Annotated in this window: 22 protein-coding genes; 17 read left to right on the top strand and 5 right to left on the bottom strand. The window is 41.5% G+C overall.

Annotation, left to right across the window (positions count from 1 at the left end; genetic code table 11):
• Positions 1-78: 78 nt before the first annotated feature.
• Positions 79-216: a hypothetical protein gene (locus tag CAL7507_RS32215; RefSeq protein ID WP_160166311.1), complete on the bottom strand. Its 138-nt coding sequence runs from the start codon at positions 214-216 to the stop codon at positions 79-81.
• Positions 217-555: 339 nt separating this feature from the next.
• On the opposite strand from CAL7507_RS32215, the gene CAL7507_RS04875 reads away from it, so the two are divergent.
• A complete protein-coding gene (locus CAL7507_RS04875; RefSeq protein WP_015127320.1) occupies positions 556-1,077 on the top strand; it encodes a Ycf51 family protein in 522 nt (173 codons plus the stop codon).
• On the opposite strand, the gene CAL7507_RS31530 is transcribed toward CAL7507_RS04875, so the two are convergent.
• A complete protein-coding gene (locus CAL7507_RS31530) occupies positions 1,074-1,256 on the bottom strand; it encodes a hypothetical protein (RefSeq protein ID WP_144051192.1) in 183 nt (60 codons plus the stop codon). The genes CAL7507_RS04875 and CAL7507_RS31530 overlap by 4 nt on opposite strands.
• A gap of 470 nt (positions 1,257-1,726) precedes the next feature.
• On the opposite strand from CAL7507_RS31530, the gene CAL7507_RS04870 reads away from it, so the two are divergent.
• The 15 genes from CAL7507_RS04870 to CAL7507_RS04800 all read left to right on the top strand — a co-directional run bounded on the left by CAL7507_RS04870 (position 1,727) and on the right by CAL7507_RS04800 (position 17,419).
• Positions 1,727-2,917: an iron-containing alcohol dehydrogenase family protein gene (locus CAL7507_RS04870; protein ID WP_015127318.1), complete on the top strand. Its 1,191-nt coding sequence runs from the start codon at positions 1,727-1,729 to the stop codon at positions 2,915-2,917.
• Complete coding sequence (locus CAL7507_RS04865; RefSeq protein ID WP_015127317.1) at positions 2,914-4,134, top strand: aspartate aminotransferase; 1,221 nt, start codon at positions 2,914-2,916, stop codon at positions 4,132-4,134. The genes CAL7507_RS04870 and CAL7507_RS04865 overlap by 4 nt, the downstream gene beginning before the upstream one ends.
• A 3-nt stretch (positions 4,135-4,137) precedes the next feature.
• Complete coding sequence (locus CAL7507_RS04860) at positions 4,138-4,923, top strand: DUF4058 family protein (protein WP_015127316.1); 786 nt, start codon at positions 4,138-4,140, stop codon at positions 4,921-4,923.
• A 202-nt stretch (positions 4,924-5,125) separates the two neighbouring features.
• Entirely contained in the window at positions 5,126-6,022 is an 897-nt protein-coding gene (locus CAL7507_RS04855) for an Rpn family recombination-promoting nuclease/putative transposase (RefSeq protein WP_015127315.1), read from the top strand.
• A 266-nt stretch (positions 6,023-6,288) separates the two neighbouring features.
• Positions 6,289-6,618: a helix-turn-helix transcriptional regulator gene (locus CAL7507_RS04850; protein ID WP_015127314.1), complete on the top strand. Its 330-nt coding sequence runs from the start codon at positions 6,289-6,291 to the stop codon at positions 6,616-6,618.
• Between the two features lie 116 nt (positions 6,619-6,734).
• A complete protein-coding gene (locus tag CAL7507_RS04845; protein ID WP_015127313.1) occupies positions 6,735-7,793 on the top strand; it encodes a PstS family phosphate ABC transporter substrate-binding protein in 1,059 nt (352 codons plus the stop codon).
• Positions 7,794-7,902: 109 nt separating this feature from the next.
• Positions 7,903-8,919: an ArsJ-associated glyceraldehyde-3-phosphate dehydrogenase gene (locus CAL7507_RS04840; RefSeq protein ID WP_015127312.1), complete on the top strand. Its 1,017-nt coding sequence runs from the start codon at positions 7,903-7,905 to the stop codon at positions 8,917-8,919.
• 72 nt (positions 8,920-8,991) lie between these two features.
• The gene (gene arsJ, locus CAL7507_RS04835; RefSeq protein ID WP_015127311.1) at positions 8,992-10,254 is read left to right on the top strand and encodes an organoarsenical effux MFS transporter ArsJ; all 1,263 of its coding nucleotides are present in this window, start codon (positions 8,992-8,994) and stop codon (positions 10,252-10,254) included.
• 53 nt (positions 10,255-10,307) lie between these two features.
• Positions 10,308-11,387, top strand: coding sequence for an ACR3 family arsenite efflux transporter (arsB, locus tag CAL7507_RS04830; RefSeq protein ID WP_015127310.1), 1,080 nt, complete (start codon positions 10,308-10,310; stop codon positions 11,385-11,387).
• A gap of 23 nt (positions 11,388-11,410) precedes the next feature.
• Positions 11,411-11,836: an ArsI/CadI family heavy metal resistance metalloenzyme gene (locus CAL7507_RS04825; RefSeq protein ID WP_015127309.1), complete on the top strand. Its 426-nt coding sequence runs from the start codon at positions 11,411-11,413 to the stop codon at positions 11,834-11,836.
• Positions 11,837-11,932: 96 nt separating this feature from the next.
• Entirely contained in the window at positions 11,933-12,328 is a 396-nt protein-coding gene (gene arsC / locus CAL7507_RS04820; protein WP_042341187.1) for an arsenate reductase, glutathione/glutaredoxin type, read from the top strand.
• Between the two features lie 135 nt (positions 12,329-12,463).
• Positions 12,464-13,075, top strand: coding sequence for a hypothetical protein (locus tag CAL7507_RS04815; protein ID WP_015127307.1), 612 nt, complete (start codon positions 12,464-12,466; stop codon positions 13,073-13,075).
• 612 nt (positions 13,076-13,687) lie between these two features.
• The gene (locus CAL7507_RS04810; protein WP_015127306.1) at positions 13,688-14,569 is read left to right on the top strand and encodes a PhnD/SsuA/transferrin family substrate-binding protein; all 882 of its coding nucleotides are present in this window, start codon (positions 13,688-13,690) and stop codon (positions 14,567-14,569) included.
• 69 nt (positions 14,570-14,638) lie between these two features.
• Complete coding sequence (locus CAL7507_RS04805) at positions 14,639-15,532, top strand: phosphate/phosphite/phosphonate ABC transporter substrate-binding protein (RefSeq protein ID WP_042341823.1); 894 nt, start codon at positions 14,639-14,641, stop codon at positions 15,530-15,532.
• Between the two features lie 18 nt (positions 15,533-15,550).
• Entirely contained in the window at positions 15,551-17,419 is a 1,869-nt protein-coding gene (locus tag CAL7507_RS04800; protein WP_015127304.1) for an ATP-binding protein, read from the top strand.
• A 382-nt stretch (positions 17,420-17,801) separates the two neighbouring features.
• On the opposite strand, the gene CAL7507_RS04795 is transcribed toward CAL7507_RS04800, so the two are convergent.
• Complete coding sequence (locus CAL7507_RS04795) at positions 17,802-19,013, bottom strand: glycoside hydrolase family 10 protein (protein WP_015127303.1); 1,212 nt, start codon at positions 19,011-19,013, stop codon at positions 17,802-17,804.
• Positions 19,014-19,096: 83 nt separating this feature from the next.
• A complete protein-coding gene (locus CAL7507_RS31525) occupies positions 19,097-19,315 on the bottom strand; it encodes a hypothetical protein (RefSeq protein WP_144051191.1) in 219 nt (72 codons plus the stop codon).
• Between the two features lie 200 nt (positions 19,316-19,515).
• Between CAL7507_RS31525 and CAL7507_RS04790 the strand changes: the two genes are divergently transcribed.
• A complete protein-coding gene (locus CAL7507_RS04790) occupies positions 19,516-19,956 on the top strand; it encodes a thermonuclease family protein (RefSeq protein ID WP_015127302.1) in 441 nt (146 codons plus the stop codon).
• Positions 19,957-20,397: 441 nt separating this feature from the next.
• On the opposite strand, the gene CAL7507_RS04785 is transcribed toward CAL7507_RS04790, so the two are convergent.
• A complete protein-coding gene (locus tag CAL7507_RS04785) occupies positions 20,398-20,754 on the bottom strand; it encodes a Spx/MgsR family RNA polymerase-binding regulatory protein (RefSeq protein WP_042341821.1) in 357 nt (118 codons plus the stop codon).
• Positions 20,755-20,774: the final 20 nt, after the last annotated feature.

Genomic DNA, 20,774 nt, shown 5'->3' with positions numbered 1-20,774 from the left:
AACTTTAATTTTGTGCTATACTAAATGAGTATTCTAATTGTTAAGCGAGTCAGTCGTAGAAGTAGCTTTCTATTCTAGTTAAGCCAATTCATTAATGAGGTTGCGTAGAAATTGAAAATTAAAGCGTTGGATATCAAAGCTGGCGATCGCATCATTGCCTACTGCAAAAACAAGAGGCAAATCTGCAAGGTGAAACAAATTGTCGATCCTGGTCAAACCAATATTGCACTTTCAGTATTCACAACTGAATATTATCGTGGCTCCGCAGTCTCGTGTGTAGTTCGATTTCAATGGGATGCTTTAGTTGAATTAGTAAGCTAAAAACCGTGTCTAGATTCTCCATGTTACGCACCGTTAAACAACACGGTGCGTTTGCCTATGGACTAACACAACGCCACTGGCGACAACACAGGAAATCTGCGCCAAGCAGTGGCTACCCTCTTTAAGATTTACTTAATAAATATTTAGTTACGATCGCAGCAAACTTTACGGCGTAGGCACTCGGTAGAATGGATGTATCGCTCATGAATAACAAAAGCCGTAATAGTTAACCTTATGCTCACAACAGCTGACTTCTTCCGATACACCCAATGGTCGGGTATAGCCACTTTGGTATTCGCCGTCTTGACAGCCTTGGGTTTGATTTTTAAATGGGGTATCCGCTTTCGGCTGGTGGGTGCGACTGGTTTTATGTTGGTAATGACTGGTGGTTTATTCTCACTCTCGCTAGTACCCTTAAGTCGCACTGTCATTCCTGGTGCGGCGAAGTTCACTCTAGTTTATGACAATGGTTCTACACACGCGGTAATCGCGACTTCACCCCAGATTACCCCTACACAATTAGAAGCCACATTACGTCAAGCGTCTAGTAATCTCTATTCTTCCGGTCGCTTGGGTTCACGAGAAGAAAACCAACTCACAGTCCGCGCTCGCACGATTATTCACCCAGAACCGGGAGTGTCTGTACCAGTATACTTGGGTCAGATTAAGCGATCACTAACTAATCGTCAAGACCCTGAAGTGAAAGTGGAAATTTACCCAGAAAAATTCGCTCAATTACCTCAACCCACGGCTTAAAGGGATATAAGAGACAGTAGGCTGAAGGTAGATCGCATTTTATGTGCGATCGCCACAGCCCATATAAACCACCCATGACAACAAGCTAAAAAGCTTACTATACAAGTCTCTTCATACTTCAGACATTGCACGATAGAATTCCGTTGATTGAGGTGAGCGATCGCGGAAATTCTCTGCAAGATAACGGTTTTTATTTCTCTTTCTCATCAGGGCACGGCAGTGCCGATGCCCCTACGGTAAACACAAAAATTGCATGATAATTTTTAGCTAATTTCGTACAAAGTCAACAGCCTAGGCAGGAACCCGCTACCAAAATAAAATAATAATTTTTGTAGCATAGCATACATAAAGTATTATTTTTAGATTAAGATTTTAAAATAAAGCTCATGAGCCGATTGGCAATGGGTATTAGGCGCTGGGCAAATCATCTATATCCCGTACACTCAATGACTTTTCTTGAGTATCGGATGAGTGGTATTGTGGTTTTATATACGGTTATTCAAAACTTTGATAGTTCGGAATTTCAGATTAATGGGCACTATGGACTTAAAGTAAGCTGTCAAGGATTCTGGGATTTGAAAGTACTGCCTAGCCCCAGGCACAATGTTAATTAGATTTAGAAATATCAAAGTTTTGGCAAACTAGTTATATGCTCAATCAATTTTCTACTCAAACATTGTCTACTCAAGCCCCTAGTTCATTATTCACGCTAGCGATCGCCCCAGCGAAAGTAATCTGTGGTGTCAGCGTTTTGCAGGCGGCGATCGCCCAAATCGCCCGTTTGGGAAGTCATCCCTTAATTGTTGCAGGCGATCGCACTCTGAAAATTAGCCAACAGCATCTGCAGCCATTGCTAGAAAAGCAAAAGTTAAATGTTGCGGCTGTTTCCTATGGTGCTGATTGCTGTGAAACTAGCCTGAAATCCCTCAATCGAGCAGCTAAAGAACATCAAGCGGATGTAATTATTGGTGTGGGTGGCGGTAAAGCCCTAGATACAGCAAAATTAATCGCTTTTCAGTTACAGTTACCAGTGGTGACAATTCCCACTTCCGCAGCTACTTGTGCGGCTTGGTCTGCCCTCTCAAACGTGTATTCTGAAACTGGGGCGTTTCTCTATGATGTGGCGTTGTCTAACTGTCCAGATTTATTAATCCTCGATTATGAGTTGATTGCAACTGCACCACAAAGTACTCTGGTGGCAGGAATCGGTGATGCGATCGCTAAATGGTACGAAGCATCAGTTAGCAGTGGCAATTCCCAACAAACTTTAACTATTGCTGCAGTTCAACAAGCGCGAGTCTTACGGGATATCTTATTCCAAAAATCAGCAGTTGCCCTGAAAGAACCAGGTAGCGAGGTTTGGCGTGAAGTTGTAGACGCGACAGTTCTATTAGCTGGAGTAATTGGCGGACTCGGAGGCGCACAGTGTCGCACCGTTGCCGCCCACGCAGTGCATAATGGTTTAACCCACATTTGTGGACATGGTAGCATCCACGGTGATAAAGTCGCCTACGGTATCTTGGTGCAACTGCGAATAGAAGAAATGATTCAGGGTAATCAGCTAGCTGCATCATCCAGACAACAGTTATTAAAGTTCTACGCAGAGATTGGACTACCAAAAAAATTAGACGACTTAGGATTGGGTAACATCACTTTGAGCGAGTTACAAACAGCCGCAGAAATTGCCCTCAGTCCTAATTCCGATATCCATCGACTACCTTTCAAAGTCGCATTGGAACAATTAATGGCTGCAATGGTTTCTACCACAGCACCAATAGATAGTCGAGATGCGACTAATCGAGTTTCAGTTATGGGAATGAGTGACGAGGTTGAGGAATGAGTTTCGATTGGATTGTCCCAGCAGAACGTATACAAAAGCTACCACCTTATGTGTTTGCCCGTTTAGATGAACTAAAGGCAAAAGCACGAGAACAAGGGTTGGATTTGATTGATTTGGGGATGGGAAACCCCGATGGCGCGACACCACAACCAGTAGTTGAAGCGGCGATCGCGGCTTTGCAAGATCCCGCCAATCACGGTTATCCGCCTTTTGAAGGGACAGCCAGTTTCCGCCGCGCCATCACTAATTGGTATCGTCGTCGTTATGATGTGGTTCTCGATCCTGATAGCGAGGCTTTACCCCTACTCGGTTCTAAAGAAGGATTAACCCATTTAGCGATCGCCTATATCAACCCAGGCGATGTCGTTCTCGTACCCTCTCCCGCCTACCCCGCCCATTTTCGTGGCCCTGTAATTGCTGGGGGACAAGTCTACAGCTTAATTCTCAAGCCAGAAAATGATTGGTTAATTGACTTAGCCGCCATTCCCGACGAAGTTGCGAGAAAAGCCAAAATACTGTACTTCAATTATCCCAGCAATCCCACCGCCGCCACCGCCCCCCGTGAATTTTTTGAAGAAATCGTCGCCTTCGCCCGCAAATATGAAATTTTGCTGGTACATGATTTGTGTTACGCCGAGTTAGCTTTTGATGGTTATCAACCCACCAGCTTGTTAGAAATTCCTGGCGCGAAAGACATCGGTGTCGAGTTTCACACCTTATCGAAAACCTACAATATGGCTGGTTGGCGTGTGGGGTTTGTGGTGGGAAATCGCCACGTAATTCAAGGTTTGCGGACTTTAAAAACTAACTTAGATTATGGTATTTTTGCCGCCTTGCAAACAGCCGCCGAAACTGCCCTGCAACTCCCAGATGTCTACTTGCATGAAGTACAGCAGCGCTACCGCACCCGCCGCGACTTTCTCATAGAAGGATTAGGTAAGTTGGGTTGGGATGTTCCCAAAACTAAAGCTACCATGTATCTATGGGTGAAATGTCCTGTGGGTCAAGGTTCTACAGATTTCGCCCTGAATGTCTTGCAACAAACAGGCGTTGTGGTGACTCCCGGAAATGCTTTTGGCGTAGCGGGTGAGGGGTATGTACGCATTAGCTTGATTGCAGATTGCGATCGCCTAGGTGAAGCTTTGCACAGATTTAAACAAGCTGGTATCCGCTATCAACCTGAAGCTGTGATCTCTGGTTCCGAATCAGGAGTTTAAACTATGCCCGCGATATTTCCAGGAATGAACCCATATTTAGAACATCCTGAATTATTTCCTGGATTACATCACTTGCTAATTAGTGAAATCGCTAGATTTTTATCCCATCGACTGCGCCCTAAATATCGAGTCGCTGTTGAAGTGCGGATGTATGAAACCACAGATGATAGTTCCCTACTTGTGGGGATTCCTGATGTGATAGTGAAAAATCGGCAAAATGCCAATGATATCAAAAATATTAATGTAGCAGTTGCTACACCAACACCCGAACCTGTAAAGGTTACAGTGCCAATACCTATCACTATCAAAGAAGGATATTTAGAAGTAAAAGAAGTAGGCACAGAACAATTAGTAACGACAATTGAAATTCTTTCTCCTACTAATAAACGTCCAGGTAAGGGGAGACGCACTTATGAAGAAAAACGCGCACAGGTATTAGGCAGTCGCACCAATTTATTAGAAATCGATTTATTACGCAAAGGCGAACCCATGCCAATGTTTGGCGATCATATTCAGAGTGATTATCGGATTTTAGTTGCCCTGGGAAATCGTCGTCCTGTCGCTGATTTATATGCTTTTAATTTACCAGATGTAATCCCTTCTTTTCCCCTACCTTTGCGTTCTGGTGATAGTGAACCAGTGATAGATTTACAAACATTGTTGAATCAAGTATATGAAATTTATGATTATGATTTGGTTATAGATTATAGTCAAGAACCAGTCCCAACACTATCAGAATCAGATGCAGTTTGGGTGGATGCATTATTGCGGCAGCAGGGGTTAAGATAAGTGTTGACAAAGTGCGATCGCCTCGGTGGAGCTTTGCACAGATTTAAACAAACTGGTGTTTATTATCAACTAGAAGCAGTGATCTCTGGTTCAGAATCAGGAGTTTAAACTATGGCTGTGATATTTCCAGGAATGAATCCATATTTAGAACATGAGGAAGCCAGGATATAATATTAGCTAGGCAAGCTTTCAATGTAAATCTATGATCTTCATCAATCCCAAGATTGACTTTGCTTTCAAGAAAATCTTCGGTTCAGAAGATAGCAAAGATATTTTGATTAGTTTTCTCAATGCCTTAATTTATGAAGAACAGCATATAATTCAAGATTTAGAAATCCTCAATCCCTATCTTGCTCCAAAAATTCGCGGCGTTAAGGATACTTATCTAGATATCAAAGCGAAGATTAGCAATGCTGCAACTGGTGAGCAAAGCACTGTAATTATCGAAATGCAAGTCCTGAATGTAGAAGGATTTGAAAAAAGAATTTTATATAATGCAGCTAAGTCTTATTCCACTCAATTAATATCTGGACAAGGATATAACCTGCTGAATCCCGTAATTGCCTTAACGATTACCGATTTTGTCATGTTTGTAGAATTGAATGGTGTGATCTCAAAATTCATTTTAAAAGAGAAAGATTATCTGATCGATTATCCGATTTACGATATTGAATTGATTTTTGTGGAACTGCCAAAATTCCAGAAGCAGTTATCGCAATTAGAAACGATAGTCGATAAATGGCTGTATTTCTTGAATAATGCGAGAAGTTTACAAGAAATTCCCGTTAATCTGGACGATATCCCTGAGATCAAAAAGGCTTTTAACATTGCCAATCAAGCAAATCTCAGTCTTGATGAGTTGGAAGATCAAGAAAAACGCGAGATTTTTATTCAGGATCAGAAGGGCGCAATTACCAAAGCTCTATCTCAGGGACGTGAGGAAGGACGTGAGGAGGGACGTGAAGAGGGTAAGCAAGAAAAAACCTATGAGATCGCCAGAAAGATGTTGGGGCTGGTTGACGATCGCACAATTTGCGAGTTTACTGGTTTGTCGCTAACCGAGTTAGAAAATGTGAAAAGTTCCAATCAAGGAAATTAGAGGATGTTTTTCAAGTATTGGGCGAATAGAATTCGCTACTACACAAGCAAAGTCCACCTACGTGGACTAATACAAAATCAAGGGTTTTTAACCCCCGCAGGCGGTCACTGAGCTTGTCGAAGTGTGGGTTTTGTCTGTGTAGCCGCGACTTCTAGTCGCCCGGATAGTGAAGCTTTGCACAGATTTAAACAAGCTAGTATCTGCGATCAACCAGAAGTTGTGATCTCTGGTTCAGAATAGAGATAACCTTTATCACGCTGTAATTAATGCCAACCTCCTCAACTACCATCCCTCATTTAATTGTTGCCGGCTTTCATGCCCTTTCCGATCCCCTCAGAATTGGGGTGATAGAACTGCTGCGACAGCGAGAACTGTGTGTTTGTGACTTGTGTGATGCGTTGGGAGTCAATCAGTCAAAACTCTCATTTCACCTCAAAACCCTCAAGGAAGCTGGTTTAGTCAACTCCCGCCAAGAAGGACGCTGGATTTATTACAGCCTGAATTTACCTCAATTTGCGGCTTTAGAGCAGTATCTAGCCGATTATTGCCGCTTGAGTCAGATATTACCTGCAACTCCCTGCAATAAGCCTTCTTAACCCATCAAGTTTTTTTGATGAATTTTTGTATATATTGCCTCACTGGTGATTGACATATCAATTTTTTTTGAAATGATAGAGATGTACCTTTAATCTCAGTCATATAGGTGAGGTCAATGAACGCAGTAGCAACACAATTGGCTCTCGCGTTGGGGATGTTCGCGTTAGTATCCAGCTGTACATCTACATCGAATTCATCAGATCAAACTCAGCAGTCGCAAAAAGCGGCAGAGGTTGCTGATTCTGGAAAAGTAGCAGCGATCAAAATAGACGGTTCTAGTACTGTATATCCAATTACGGATGCGATCGCCAAACAATATCAAACCACCGCCAAAAATAGCCCCCAAATTGAAGTCAAGTTTTCCGGTACCAGTGGCGGGTTTGAAAAATTCTGTGCTGGACAAATAGACATCAGCGACGCCTCTCGACCAATTACCACCGAAGAGATGGCAGCCTGTAATAAAAATAGCATCAGATTCATAGAAATACCCGTAGCTTTTGATGCCCTGACTATTGCTGTTAATCCTCAAAACGACTGGGCAAAAGACATCACCGTCGAAGAATTGAAAAAAATATGGGAACCTGCGGCTGAAAGAAAAATCACCCGTTGGAACCAAGTACGGGCATCTTGGCCCGATCGCCCACTGAATTTATATGGCGCTGGAGATAAGTCTGGTACTTTTGACTACTTTACACAAGCAACTGTAGGTAAAGCCAGAGCCAGCCGCAAAGATTACACCGCTAGCGAAGATGATAACGTCTTAGTTGATGGTATCAGTAAAGACCCGAATGCTTTAGGATACTTTGGGTTTTCTTATTACGAAGCCAACCAAAATAAGTTAAAAGTGCTGGCAGTTAACAATGGCAAAGGTGCAGTTTTACCATCACGAGAAACTGTAGAAAAAGCCAAATATCAACCACTTTCTCGACCCTTATTAATCTACGTCAATCCTTGGTCTACTCAACAAAATGGTGCAGTATACAAGTTTGTAGATTTCTATGTTCGCAACGCATCAAAAACAGCTATTTCTGTCGGTTATATACCTTTACCACCAGAAGCTTACCAAATTGGTTATGTTCATTTAAATAAAGGCAAAGCCGGAACAGTATTTGCTGGGAAATCAGAACTAGATTTGACGATTGGCGAATTATTACGCAAACAAAAACAGTTTTAGTGTTGCATATTTGGGGGATGTTTTTTTCACGCAGAGACGCAGAGACGCAGAGATGAAGAGGGTTTTGAGATTTCGATGGTTTTGTATTTAATTAATGGTAAGAAAACTGATGAAAATTCGTGTGGGAATCAACGGATTTGGTAGGATTGGACGGCTGGCTTTGCGGGCTGCTTGGGGTTGGCCGGAATTAGAGTTTGTCCATATCAATGAAGTTAAAGGTGGGGCTGTAACAGCAGCGCATTTATTGAAATTTGATTCTGTTCACGGGCGTTGGACACCGGAGGTAGAAGCCGAGGGCGATCGCGTTTTGATTGATGGTAAATCCCTCAGCTTTAGCGAGTATTCCCAACCGGGTGAAGTTCCTTGGGAAGAGTTAGGTGTGGATTTGGTGCTGGAATCCTCCGGGAAATTTCGGACAACTGCAACCCTTGATCCTTATTTCAAGCGAGGCGTACAGAAGGTAATTGTGGCGGCTCCGGTGAAGGAAGGAGCGCTAAATATTGTCATGGGAGTCAATGATCATCTATATCAACCTGATACACATCATCTGTTAACTGCTGCTTCCTGTACCACCAACTGTTTAGCCCCAGTTGTCAAGGTGATTCATGAAGGCTTGGGTATTAAACATGGAATTATCACCACAATCCATGACAACACCAACACTCAAACCATCGTTGATGCACCTCACAAGGATTTGCGTCGGGCGCGGGCGACTAGTTTATCGTTAATTCCCACATCAACCGGTTCAGCCACAGCGATCGGACTGATTTATCCCGAACTCAACGGCAAGCTGAATGGTTTGGCGGTGCGAGTACCACTGCTCAACGCTTCTTTGACAGACTGTGTATTTGAGGTTGTGCGCCCCACGACGGTAGAAGAAATTAATAGCCTTTTGAAAGCGGCTTCTGAGCAAGCACCACTCAAAGGCATTCTGGGCTATGAAGAACGTCCTTTGGTATCTATCGACTATAAAGACGATCCTCGCTCTTCTATTATTGATGCCCTCTCCACAATGGTGGTGGATGAGACGCAAGTGAAAATACTCGCTTGGTATGACAACGAATGGGGCTATGCGAACCGCATGGTTGAACTCGCCCGTAAGGTGGCTTTGAGTCTTAGGAATTAGGCAATAGAGCAATAGTTATTTCTCCTATCTCCCTCATCATCCTCATCTCTCTCCCCACCTCCCCATTCCCTCATGGCTTCTACTACAGCTTCTCGCGCTAATTTCAAGAACTATATTCTGGTGACGCTGGCTTATTGGGGCTTCACCCTGACTGATGGAGCGCTCCGAATGCTGGTGCTGCTCTATTTCAACAAAATTGGTTATACCCCGCTCCAAATTGCCTTTTTGTTTCTGTTCTATGAAGTCTTCGGAGTTGTCACAAACTTTTTCGGCGGCTGGATTGGTTCTCAATTTGGTCTAAAAGTGACGCTTTATACAGGGATTGGACTACAGATTTTCTCTCTAGTCATGCTGTCATTCCTCAATCCAAATTGGGCACAGTGGCTTGCAGTCCTCTATGTGATGGTGGCTCAGGCGTTTTCTGGGATTGCGAAAGACTTAACCAAGATGAGTTCTAAAAGCGCCATTCGCTTGGTGGTGCCTCAAGATGCTCAGTCGTCTCTATTTAAATGGGTAGCAGTGCTAACTGGTTCCAAGAATGCTCTGAAAGGGGTTGGCTTTTTTATCGGTAGCGCTCTGCTGGCTTCAGTTGGCTTCATCAATTCCCTGTGGATTATGGCAGTGGGACTTTCCTTAATTATGTTCTCTGGGCTAATGCTGCCGAAAGGGATGGGCAAAATCAAGAAGAAAATTAAGTTTAGCCAACTGTTTTCTAAGAGCGAAGAAATTAATATTCTCTCGGCGGCGCGATTCTTTCTCTTTGGTTCTCGTGATGTCTGGTTTGTAGTGGGTTTACCAGTATTTTTACGTAGTATTTTAGGCTGGTCGTTTTATCAGGTTGGGGGATTCTTGGCTTGTTGGGTGATTGGCTACGGTATGATTCAATCACTAGCACCAACGTTAATCCAGCAATTTGGTTCGGGCCGTCCGCCGCAAGCCAAAACCATTCAGTTCTGGACATTTACTTTAACAGCAGTTCCTGCAGCGATCGCTCTTTCTCTCCAACTTGGCGTACCTGCAAATATAGCGATCGTTGGTGGACTCCTGATCTTTGGTGTGGTGTTTGCTTTCAACTCAGCAGTTCATTCCTACCTAGTTTTGGCATTTACCGATGATGACAAAGTGGCACTGAATGTCGGCTTTTATTACATGGCTAACTCTGGTGGTCGATTGGTCGGAACTGTATTATCTGGGCTGGTTTATCAGATGTTTGGCTTAGTGGGTTGCCTGTGGGTATCGATGTTTTTTGTACTAGTAGCAGCAGTAGTTACACTGAAGCTACCAAATCCTCAACCAAGTAAAGCGATCGCCTGGAAAGCCGGAGACGGAGATTAAATCAGTTAACAGTTAACAGTTAACAGTTAACAGTTAAAAACAGAGGAATATTAATGACAAAATCCACCTCAAAACGCCTTTCTTTTATTGACCGCTTTCTAACTTTGTGGATTTTTCTAGCAATGGCTATTGGGGTCAGTCTGGGTTATTTTTTCCCGAAATTAGAAGCATTTATTAATCAATTTCAAGTAGGAACTACTAACATACCAATCGCTATTGGTTTAATTCTCATGATGTACCCGCCATTAGCAAAGGTAAAATATGAAGAGTTAGGAGATGTATTTCACAATCCTAAAATTCTGGCTTTATCTTTAATACAGACATGGGTGATTGCCCCGGTAATGATGTTTACACTTGCCATGCTGTTTCTACATGATTATCCAGAATATATGACTGGTTTAATCATGGTGGGAATAGCGCCTTGTATTGCAATGGTAATTGTCTGGAGCGAACTGGCTAAAGGTGATGCTGAATATACAGCCGGACTCGTAGCGTTTAACAGTATTTTTCAAGTTTTGTTTTATAGCGTTTATGCCTGGTTTTTTATCTCGGTTTTACCACCTTTATTTGGCTTTAAAGGCAGTGTAATCAACATTGGTATTGGGGAAGTTGCTAATAGTGTTTTTATCTATTTAGGTATTCCATTTCTTGCTGGATTTATCACTCGCGTGCTTTTAGTTAGAGCCAAAGGTAAGCAGTGGTATCATCATGAATTTATTCCTAAAATTAGTCCCATTACTTTGATGGCTCTGTTATTTACCATCCTGGTGATGTTTAGCCTCAAGGGGAATTTAATTGTGCAAATTCCCTTCGATGTTGTTCGCATTGCGATACCGCTAATTATTTACTTCCTGTTCATGTTTTTAACTAGCTTTTACATGGCATGGAAAATTGGAGCCGAGTATACAAAAGCTGCAAGTGTGGCATTTACGGCGGCTGGGAATAACTTTGAATTAGCGATCGCTGTTGCTATTGCAGTCTTTGGGATAAAATCTGGTGTGGCTTTTGCTACCGTAATTGGCCCGTTGGTGGAAGTTCCTGTGTTAATTAGTTTGGTCAGTTTATCCTTCTGGTTCAGAAAGCGTTTTTTCCAAGTTTCATCGCCCCACGGCACAAATAAAGGTACTATTTAAAACAATCAAAAGGAGTGAAAACCATGACAGTTCTCAAAACTCATGTAGCTTTGAATGTTACCAATATTGAGAAATCTGTAACATTTTATCAAGCAATGTTTGGCGTAGCACCTGTGAAATATAAAACCGACTACGCTAAGTTTGATATTCCCAATCCAGCCTTAAACCTGACATTGAATTTAGCTACAACTGTGCAGACAGGTGGTGCGTTGTCTCATTTAGGTGTACAGGTTGAAAGTACACAAGAAGTACAAGCATCCATACAAAGGTTTGAAGAAGCAGGATTAGCATTATTCACCGAAGAAAATACTGAATGTTGCTACGCTTTGCAAGATAAGGTGTGGGTAACAGATCCAGATGGTAATAAATGGGAAGTATTTGTAGTAAAAATCGCAGACATAGCACCAGAAAAGAATGTATTGACGACGGAAAAACCTTGTTGTGCATAGAAGAAAAATCTAACTACACAGAGAAATTTGAGCGGCGGTAGCTGCCGCTCATAACTATAGAAAAATTCCCGGCTTAACTAAAATATCAACAACATCATGAAACGAATCATGTTTGTTTGCACTCATAACTCCCGCCGTTCGCAAATAGCGGAAGGTTTTGCACGCATATTAGGAAATGGCAAAATTATTGTCTCTAGTTCAGGTTTAGACGTGAGTACAGTAGATCCAATTACGGTAGAAGTTATGTCAGAAATTGGTATTGATATCAGCAATCAAACTTCTAAATCTTTAAATAATTTCCACCCTGAAGATTACGACGCGGTGATTTCTTTATGTGGTTGCGGTGTGAATTTACCTGAAGCGTGGGTGTCAAGAGAGTTGTTTGAAGATTGGCAACTTGAAGATCCAAAAGACAAATCTATCGAGGTTTTCCGTAAAGTTCGAGATGAAATTAAAGAAAGAGTTAGCAATTTAATTACATTTCTGAATTAAATTCCCCAATCAAGCTATAGGAATGCAGTTTGATTTTTGAAAAAATATAAGTATTTGTAGGGTGGGTAATGCCCACCCTATGTTTAATTTAAAAATCAAATATTAGTCTTATATAAGCCTAACATAAATAAAATCATGAACTCAATTGAATTACTGCCAAACATCAATATCCAGCATAAAGGAGTTGTGTCTGAAAAATTCCTTGAACTTGGGATTATAACTCTTTGTGAAGCTTGTTACTGGGTAAAAAACTTACCCTATGGTTTGAATTCAAAAAATGAAAACTCCCTAATTATTTTTGCAGAAAATTGTGGTACTTGCACCACAAAACACGGAGTAATTGCTAGATTAGCTCAAGAATTAGAAATAGACTTATATAAAAACCTTGGCTTTTACCAACTAAATGACGAAATTGTCACGGGTATCAATGATATTATTCAGCCTTACGGGTTAAATTACATCCCCGAAATCCATTGTTTTCTAGAATATAACTCTACTAAAATCGATTTAACAGCAGGTAACTGCAATGGCAAGAACAAGACAATACAAGACTATGATTTTGTAGTCAGAGTGAATCCAGATTTAACTCCAGAGGAGAATGAGAGTTACTATATAAGTTATTTGGAAAAATATTTTTTAATTGAACCTAAATTAGCAAAAATAGGTGTTTTGAAAATATTGCAACTGTTGGAGTTATGTAAAAATCAAGTTAAATATCAGTGTTCAATCATGAATGTTGCTGTTTAACGGCAAAATGGTTGATCACGTTAAGTTTTATGAGGTAAGTAGTAAGTACCTCTTTTAAGATACAAGATTGGGTTGAGGCTTTGAGCTTTGGTGTCAACTTAAGCTAGAAATAGCTTCACTGCGGGCCTCCTCACCCCCCAGAGAATGAATTCTCTGGCTAATAGCTAAAGTCTACTGAAGTAGACTCAAGATTTTGGAGGATATTTAGTAATCTTTAGATTACTTTAGCTATTAGCAAGGAACGGAAGTTCCTTGCGGGACATCGTTTTCACGTTAAGTTGACACTAATGGGCTTTGCGTACTCTTTTAGAGAACTTGCAGCGTCACCCAGCATTGTCTTGGCTTTGTTGGTTTACCCTAGGGGATCTTGCTACGTTCCTCAAACACCACTGCACTCAACGGAGGGAACCCCTGCCCCCACAAGCTTTGCGATTTAAAACTGTACCCCACCGATCAGAAAACCTCTATATGAGTACCTTGTTGGTTTTTCTGTGATCTCTTCATCATCACTGGGTACTCTAAGTTTGTCAGACAACACCATTATTTTGGCAGGGTTTGTGGTGAGGATTTTAGTCCTTGTGTGATTACTGAAAAATTCTTATTAAATAAACTATGAAGCGACGTAAATTCCTCTGGTCTTTCCTACTATTTGCGGCTGGTTGTAGTGCTGCAACTAATACTCATTCCTCAACATCTCAAGTAAAAATCCCGGAAAAATTACGCTTTAGTATTACCGATGCTAAAGGAATCAAAGAATTGCAAGGGAATTATGAACCCTTCCGCGCCGCATTGGAAAAAGTTCTGGAAACCAAAATAGAGTTTTTCCCTGTAGAAGATATATTAGCCACAGCACCAGCCATGCTTTCTGGTCAAGTAGACCTTACCTGGGCAGGCCCATCAGAATACGTAATTTTACGTGCTAGGGCACAGGCTAAACCTGTGGTCAGGCTAGAGCGGCTCAACTATAACACAGTAATTGTCGTCTCTGCAAAGAGTAAAATTAAATCTCTCAAAGATTTAAAAGGAAAAACCCTTGATGTCTGGCGCATGGGTGGTGCTGCTAGTCATCTAGGTGCTGTAGAACTGCTAGTAGATGCAGGTATCCAACCCTCAGAAATTAAAATCATTGCATTAAATACCAGCAGCTTGCAGAAACTGAAAACTGGTGCTGTTGATGCTCAATCTATGTCACTTGCTGAGTATAGAAATCGATTAAAAGTAGATAAACTCTCAGAGAGCGAATTTTTATTACTAGCTCAAGGGCCACCCTTACCTGGTGATGTGTTTGCTGTCAGCAGCCAACTAGAATCTCAAATCACCGAAGCTATTGGTTCAAGAATGATCAAACAGCAAGATCTGCTCTTGCAAGCCATTTTATCAGTTGAAGCATTAGCCAAATTTCAGGGTGCAACAATGACTGCTGCCATTGATGCAGATTTCGACATGATTCGTAGAGCCTATCAAGCTATTGGACAAGAAAAGGTTATTCAATAACTCTTTGATGTAATAGGCAAATAGGCAAGAGTCGTTGATTATTTCCCCATGCCCCATTCCCTAAATCAAATGAAACGACGAAATTTATTGAAGTATTCTTGTCTTTTAATTATTGGTTGTAGTGCAACTACAAATTCCTCTACTAATTCTGATTCTGCTACTAGAGTTAATCTGCCAACCAAGTTGAGATTCGCCGTTACCGATGCTAATGGACTGACAGAATTACAGCAAGATTATGAACCATTCCGGGTAGCTTTAGAGAAGGTTTTGGCAACATCAGTGGAGTTTTTCCCAGTACAAGACTATTTTATGGCAGCCTCTGCTTTGCAATCGAATCAAGTAGATTTAGTTTGGGCCGGACCATCAGAATATGTTGTGATTCGTGCCAGAACCAATGCGGTTCCAGTGATTAGCCTGACACGTCCTGGTTATCATGCTGTGATTGTGGTTCGTGCTGATAGCAATATCAAATCACCGCCTGACTTGAAAGGTAAAAAAATTGATATGTGGAAGTTAGGTTCTACAGCAGCTCATATAGCTGGTTCTAAGTTGTTGATTGATGCGGGCTTAAATCCTCAAACAGACTTGAAGATTATCATGTCAGGAGATGACAGTTTGAATATGCTCAAAACTAAAAGAGTTGATGCTATAGTCAGACCATTTCACAGATACAAAATCGCTTTGGCAAATGCAGGTGCTACGGAGCGAGAGTATCCGATAATTGCTCAAGGAAAACAGCTTCCAGGTGATGTTTTTGTATTGAATAGTCAGTTAGAACCAGCAGTAGTTGCTCAGATACAATCACGCATTTTGAGCGGTAAAGAGCAACTTTTGCAAGCAATTGATTCTGTAAAAAGTTTATCTGTGAGGTTCAAAAATGCCAAGGTAGTGTTGGGTAATGATGCGGATTTTGACGTACTTCGAGAAGTGTATCAGGCAATTGGACAGGACAAATTTATTTAATCAAGGAATTGATAAGTCATGAAGCTAGTAAAAAAACTATCAATTCTAGATTGGGGAAAACATCTGATTGCTAACTTAAGTGTTGCTAAAAAAATTGGTTACGGTTATGGTTTGGCAATTAGTATTGCTATTTTGGGAACAGGAATAGGGTTAATAGTTGGAGATTTTTCGCAACGCAAAGCACAAGAGCAAATACGAATTGCAGATGCTCAAAATAGTCTCATCAATGAATTAACTGTGATGACTCTATTGGTGCGATCGCATCCCCAACAACTATTAGCAACACTCACAGATTCGATTTGGTTTCGCTACGAAACTGGTAAATTTACTAACGATGTGAATCGAGTCAAGGATTTATTAGCACAACTCCAAGTCTCTACTAGTAATAACTCTACACAATCGGCGATTGAGTCGCAGCAAATTCAGCAACTTGTTCAAGATTATAGAGCCACCACTGAAGCATATATTCAGTTTACTACTTCTCTTTGGCGGCGAATCGACCCGCAGAACTTAAACCCAGCGCAAATTACCCAATCACCACAAAAGGTATTAGCTGCTCTAACTGAAGCAGAAGCTATCCAAATCCGCATCAAGTTTGAACGCTTATCAGAAGATTTAATTCGGTTTAAACAAGCTAGTTTTAAACAAAGAAATCAAGCGCTGTTCCAACTTGATCAAGCCAGAAATTTTCGCTCGCGCATCATCATCATCAGTATAGTAATATCAACAGCGATCGCTATTACTTTGGCTGTGATCACCAGTCGCAACATTGCTCAACCTATCCATAATTTAACCTATTTAGCAAAGCGATCGCTCAAAGAATCTAACTTCGATTTGCAAGCCGACATCATCAGTAACGATGAAATTGGTAGCCTCGCCAGTTCTTTCAATCAACTGATTAGTTCTGTCAAACATCTATTGCAAGAGCAACAACAAGCCCAAGAAGTTTTAGAGCAAAAGGTTGTAGAACGCACTCAAGAGTTGAGTGAGAAAAATACTTACCTGAAAGACCTACTAGAAGAACTACATCGTACCCAGGCGCAAATGGTACAAAGTGAAAAAATGTCCAGTTTAGGACAACTAGTAGCAGGTGTTGCTCATGAAATCAATAACCCAGTTAATTTTATTCACGGTAATTTAGAATATGTAGACAATTATACCCGTGATTTACTAAAATTGGTAGAAAATTATCAGCAATACTATCCCGAACCACTACAGCCACTCCAGGATTTATTAGACGAACTTGACCTCAATTTTCTCACTGAGGACTTACAAAAAATTCTGCAATCTATGCGGATAGGGACAACTCGAATCCGGGAAATTGTTTTATCTCTCCGCAACTTTTCTCGCTTGGATGAAGCTGAATTCAAGATGGTGGATATTCATGAAGGGCTGAATAACACTTTATTGATTTTGCAACATCGCCTAGAAGCGAATAACCACCGCCCAGAGATTCAGGTGGTGCAAAATTATGGTCAATTGCCTATGATTGAATGTTATCCTGGTCAACTCAATCAGGTATTCATGAATCTACTGGGCAATGCTATTGATGCTTTAGAAACATCAAATCAGGGACGTTCCAGTGACGAAATTAGTGCCAATCCTAATATTATTTCCATTTTTACTCAAATGATGGATGAAAATTGGATATCAATAGCGATCGCAGATAACGGCTGTGGTATACCAGAGGAGATCCATTCACGATTATTTGACCCCTTCTTTACTACAAAGCCTATAGGCAAAGGTACGGGTTTAGGTTTATCCATCAGTTATCAAATTGTCGTTGAGAAACATGCCGGTAAAATTCACTGCGACTCCACACCACAACAAGGCACAAAGTTTGTACTGCAAATACCCGTGCGTCAAATATCACTAAAAGCAGCTTAAGTATTTGCAGATAAGCTGTTACGCACTTAAATTGTATATTTCGCGCTGAGTTTGTCAAAGGTCAAGAGTCCAAGGTCAAATCCTAGTAGTCTGTCAGGGTTGAAATGAGGGACTGTAGTGTGAGCGTCTCGCTCACGCGGGCTTTTCGGCCCGCACTACCAAAAACCCCTCAAAACAAAATTGACAAACCACTAGCTTGGACTCTTGACTTCTTGCCCTGAGCTTAGTCGTACCACTTCGTGGATCTTGCTACGCGCAGCGTCTCTGCAGGAGAAGGGAAGGGTTGACTCTTGACAAGCCTTCTTCGTGAGGATTTTAGTTTAGGCGCGCATCAGCTTAAGCCTACTGTGTCTATTACTTCTGCGCCGGTTCCTTAATGTCATTATGGTGTTCTAGCACGAAGTGCTGGAGAGAAGAAGAGGGACTGTAATCCATTTTGCCGTTCAGCGACAGACTCTGAATTATGTTCCCAGAGGCTTTCGTAGTAGAAGAAGACAGCACCCAAGCCGCGTTCTTGAGCAGCCCGAACTTGGGCTTTAATTTGTTGTATAGAAACGGGATTATTTCTTAACCCTGCCATAATGCCAACTCCGGTGGGAATTTTTTGTTGTGCTTCTTGCATTTCGGGGAGGGAAATCTTTTCGATAAAACTTTGCAACTTCGGGCGATAAACTTGCACAATTAGCTCGTCTACGATATTCAGCCGCACCCAGTTAAGCCAATCTTGCAGTTGAAACTTGTAAGCAAAGTTGTAGTAGTTGGGAGAAACCGAGAAAATCGCATTGGGTTTTCTTGCCTTCACAGCTTGGTTGAGTTGTACCATGAATGCAGTGATTTTATCTGCCCGCCAACGCATCCATGCTTGATCTTGGGGATTGCTTGGGGGAGGATTTTTAGTTTCTTGGGTGTACAACGCCACGGTGTATTTATCGTAGCCAAATTCGTGAGGCAAACTCATGTGATCGTCGAACTGAATGCCATCAGCATCATATTGAGTAATGGCTTCCAGCACGAGACTGCTAATAAATTGCTGCACTTGTGGATGGAAGGGATTGAGCCACATCACTTCACCAGCCGCACTAATAGAAGTTTGACTGCCATCTCGTTTTTGGGTGAACCACTCCGGATGATTCAATGCTAGTTCTGAGGTTGGAGGAGCCATAAAACCAAACTCAAACCAGGGAATTGCGAGTAATCCATGACGATGAGCTTGGTTAATTAAGTCTGCAAGAATATCATGTCCATCTGTACCTCGTAGGACAAAGGGTTGAATCCCAGTGCGTTGTGCGATCGCACTGGGATACATCACATAGCCAGAATTCCAAATTACAGGATAGACTGTGTTGAAGTTCAACTGCCGTAGTTGGCTTACAGCTTCTTGGACTTTAGTACGTTCTCTGAGGATATCGATATCATTGTTGGTTAGCCAAACTCCGCGAATTTCCTGACGGGGTAGTTGGGCGATCGCTGGATGGAAGTTGTTCAGCAAGAATGTCGCCAAAAATGACAGCAAAAACAAGGCTGGTAAAAAAATTTTCAGCGATCGCCGCCAACCTTGAGTTCGCCTATTTTCGTGGTCAAATCTACATTTCATATATTTTATTGGTATTTATGCTTACTAAAGTTATTGATTAATTAGTAGTTTTTCATTTAATCCGGCACATCAAAATTTTTGCCTCAGAAAGACTGAAGCAGAAAGTTCACACCTAAATACTCGACGCAGTTATTCAGCAAGTAGTGCCCGCTACAACTTTCACGTAAAATACGGTGGCGTAATTTAACCGTAAGTGTAGCGATCGCACGGTAAGGGCGGGGAAACCCCACCCCTACATGCCCTTTGATGTATTTCATTCCCACAATGCGCCGTAACGCTTTAGCGCTAAATAAAAGCCTCATACAGACAATCGCATCAATCTTAAATTTCCTTGCTCTCTCTAGCAAGACAGTCAATTATGACAATTTCGGACATTATTAACTTTTACCAGCTTGTGAGTTAAATCACAAGCAATACCCCAATTCCTCAAATAAAATCGAGTCTTCCTAGGTAGTCTCGGAAAACACTACCACAAAATGTATAATTTTTATCTAAAAAATCAATGGCTTTACTTCAGTTAATTTTAGTATTGGGGACGATAGTTGGCGTTACAGACGGAGATACAATTCGTGTGAAAAATGATGTGGGGCAAACAGCGATAGTCAAACTAGCGTGTATTAAGACACCACCTGTAGCTCAACGCAGCGATAATTTAGCCGCAACCCAGAGACTCAAAGAACTACTACCACCAGGTATCCCAGTGGTTGTCAAGGCTATAGAAAAAGATCAGAGCGATCGCACCGTTGGCGAAGTATTTTTAGATAATCGCTCAATAAATCTCCGTTTAGTCGAAGAAGGTAAAGCCGTTGTCGATCAAGATTCCTTATACAACTGCGATGAAAATAAAACGCAATTTTTAATAGCAGAAGCCAACGCTAAAAATAAGCGATTAGGATTATGGCAGCGATTCAATGCCAAATTACACAAGGATTTATCTAATTGATACAGCGGTTTTCAAATCAGCGAGATCCAGTTTTAAATCCCAAAGCCCATACATACGTGTCAACTTAACGTGAAACCCTTGTCCCGCCTCAGAATGAATTCTGAGTCTCATAGCAAAAGTCATCTAAAAATGACTCAAAATTCTCACAAATCCCTAGTACAGTGCGGCGGAAATAAGCAGACCATTCTCAATCGCTAAAAAGCTTACTCCATATTACTTTTGACTTTTGACTTTTGACTTTTGACTTCCGCCTTGCGGTACTAGTCTACTTCAGTAGACTTGAGCTATTAGCCTGCGAATTCATTCCCCGGCGGGTAGGTAAGCTCTGCAATAAGCCATCTGTTGCTTAAGTTGACACTAATGGGTTTTCCCGCCCTCGATTGTGTTGCATCCGACCGAGAACCGCTATATATAAAGAGAATTTCTTAACATAACCATAGCTTAAATTCCTAATTTTTCTCGTATTACTTCTTCTTTATCTTTAAAGCCTACTAATACTGCCGTTCCATGCTTCACAAATAGGGGACGTTTAAGCAGCATCGCATCATTAGCAAATGCCTCAATCCACTGCTCATCACTCCAAGTCTTTTTATCCTCAGCCAAAGCACGATAGGATTGACCGGAAGTATTTCTCATGGGCAAATTACCCAAAGACTTGACCCAATTTTGGACTATCTCAGAATTAGGTGGATTTTCTTTAGTGTTAATAAAATCATAGTCAACATTATTATCTTGCAACCACTTCAGAGCCTTTTTACAGGTTCCACAGTTAGGTATTCCGTAAACTTGGATAGACATATGTAAATTGTTGATTTTCT

This window comes from Calothrix sp. PCC 7507 (assembly GCF_000316575.1).
GTDB lineage: Bacteria > Cyanobacteriota > Cyanobacteriia > Cyanobacteriales > Nostocaceae > Fortiea.
Note: the sequence above shows the minus strand (reverse complement) of the source record. Positions and strands in the feature narration are given on the sequence as shown.

What these genes read in the sequence shown, in the direction of transcription:
- CAL7507_RS04875 (WP_015127320.1), top strand. Translation starts at nt 556, where the DNA reads ATGCTCACAACAGCTGACTTCTTCCGATACACCCAATGGTCGGGTATA.
- CAL7507_RS04870 (WP_015127318.1), top strand. Translation starts at nt 1,727, where the DNA reads ATGCTCAATCAATTTTCTACTCAAACATTGTCTACTCAAGCCCCTAGT.
- CAL7507_RS04865 (WP_015127317.1), top strand. Translation starts at nt 2,914, where the DNA reads ATGAGTTTCGATTGGATTGTCCCAGCAGAACGTATACAAAAGCTACCA.
- CAL7507_RS04860 (WP_015127316.1), top strand. Translation starts at nt 4,138, where the DNA reads ATGCCCGCGATATTTCCAGGAATGAACCCATATTTAGAACATCCTGAA.
- CAL7507_RS04855 (WP_015127315.1), top strand. Translation starts at nt 5,126, where the DNA reads ATGATCTTCATCAATCCCAAGATTGACTTTGCTTTCAAGAAAATCTTC.
- CAL7507_RS04850 (WP_015127314.1), top strand. Translation starts at nt 6,289, where the DNA reads ATGCCAACCTCCTCAACTACCATCCCTCATTTAATTGTTGCCGGCTTT.
- CAL7507_RS04845 (WP_015127313.1), top strand. Translation starts at nt 6,735, where the DNA reads ATGAACGCAGTAGCAACACAATTGGCTCTCGCGTTGGGGATGTTCGCG.
- CAL7507_RS04840 (WP_015127312.1), top strand. Translation starts at nt 7,903, where the DNA reads ATGAAAATTCGTGTGGGAATCAACGGATTTGGTAGGATTGGACGGCTG.
- arsJ (WP_015127311.1), top strand. Translation starts at nt 8,992, where the DNA reads ATGGCTTCTACTACAGCTTCTCGCGCTAATTTCAAGAACTATATTCTG.
- arsB (WP_015127310.1), top strand. Translation starts at nt 10,308, where the DNA reads ATGACAAAATCCACCTCAAAACGCCTTTCTTTTATTGACCGCTTTCTA.
- CAL7507_RS04825 (WP_015127309.1), top strand. Translation starts at nt 11,411, where the DNA reads ATGACAGTTCTCAAAACTCATGTAGCTTTGAATGTTACCAATATTGAG.
- arsC (WP_042341187.1), top strand. Translation starts at nt 11,933, where the DNA reads ATGAAACGAATCATGTTTGTTTGCACTCATAACTCCCGCCGTTCGCAA.
- CAL7507_RS04815 (WP_015127307.1), top strand. Translation starts at nt 12,464, where the DNA reads ATGAACTCAATTGAATTACTGCCAAACATCAATATCCAGCATAAAGGA.
- CAL7507_RS04810 (WP_015127306.1), top strand. Translation starts at nt 13,688, where the DNA reads ATGAAGCGACGTAAATTCCTCTGGTCTTTCCTACTATTTGCGGCTGGT.
- CAL7507_RS04805 (WP_042341823.1), top strand. Translation starts at nt 14,639, where the DNA reads ATGAAACGACGAAATTTATTGAAGTATTCTTGTCTTTTAATTATTGGT.
- CAL7507_RS04800 (WP_015127304.1), top strand. Translation starts at nt 15,551, where the DNA reads ATGAAGCTAGTAAAAAAACTATCAATTCTAGATTGGGGAAAACATCTG.
- CAL7507_RS04795 (WP_015127303.1), bottom strand. Translation starts at nt 19,013, where the DNA reads ATGAAATGTAGATTTGACCACGAAAATAGGCGAACTCAAGGTTGGCGG.
- CAL7507_RS31525 (WP_144051191.1), bottom strand. Translation starts at nt 19,315, where the DNA reads ATGAGGCTTTTATTTAGCGCTAAAGCGTTACGGCGCATTGTGGGAATG.
- CAL7507_RS04790 (WP_015127302.1), top strand. Translation starts at nt 19,516, where the DNA reads ATGGCTTTACTTCAGTTAATTTTAGTATTGGGGACGATAGTTGGCGTT.
- CAL7507_RS04785 (WP_042341821.1), bottom strand. Translation starts at nt 20,754, where the DNA reads ATGTCTATCCAAGTTTACGGAATACCTAACTGTGGAACCTGTAAAAAG.